Below are 340 nucleotides of genomic sequence, written 5' to 3' on the forward strand. Positions count from 1 at the left end.
CGGCGGCCTCACTCGTCGCTGAAATACCTGACCCCCGCGGCCTATGCCGCCCACCTCACCGCAACGGACGATCGGCTGCGCAACCCCGACCAGCTCCGCCGATCGTCCGTTGCTCCACCCGCGCCACTTGGCGTACAAAACCCTGAGACTCTAACCGCTGCTGGATGAAAGTTCAGTGGCAGGTCAAGCGCGGCCAGCTTGAGGCGCGTGGTGAGCCGCCTGGTGTCGCGTTCCGCGGCTTCCCGGTCGACCAGCAGGCCGATGCGATCTTCGAACGGCAAGGCTTCGAGATCAGGTGATCGGCGCTGCTCCTCGAAGGCCTTGGCCATGCCGCTCAAGC

The 340-nt window shown here is 65.9% G+C and carries 2 pseudogenes; one reads left to right on the plus strand and one right to left on the minus strand.

The features are described from left to right. A pseudogene (locus AC5ZGW_RS47775) lies at nucleotides 1–168 on the plus strand (IS3 family transposase); the annotation flags it as partial. A gap of 17 nt (nucleotides 169–185) precedes the next feature. Here AC5ZGW_RS47775 and AC5ZGW_RS47780 read toward each other — a convergent pair. After that, nucleotides 186–338, minus strand: a pseudogene (locus tag AC5ZGW_RS47780) (ATP-binding protein); the annotation flags it as partial. Between the last annotated feature and the right edge of the window lie 2 nt (nucleotides 339–340).

Source organism: Bradyrhizobium sp. Crot121 (genome assembly GCF_059512385.1).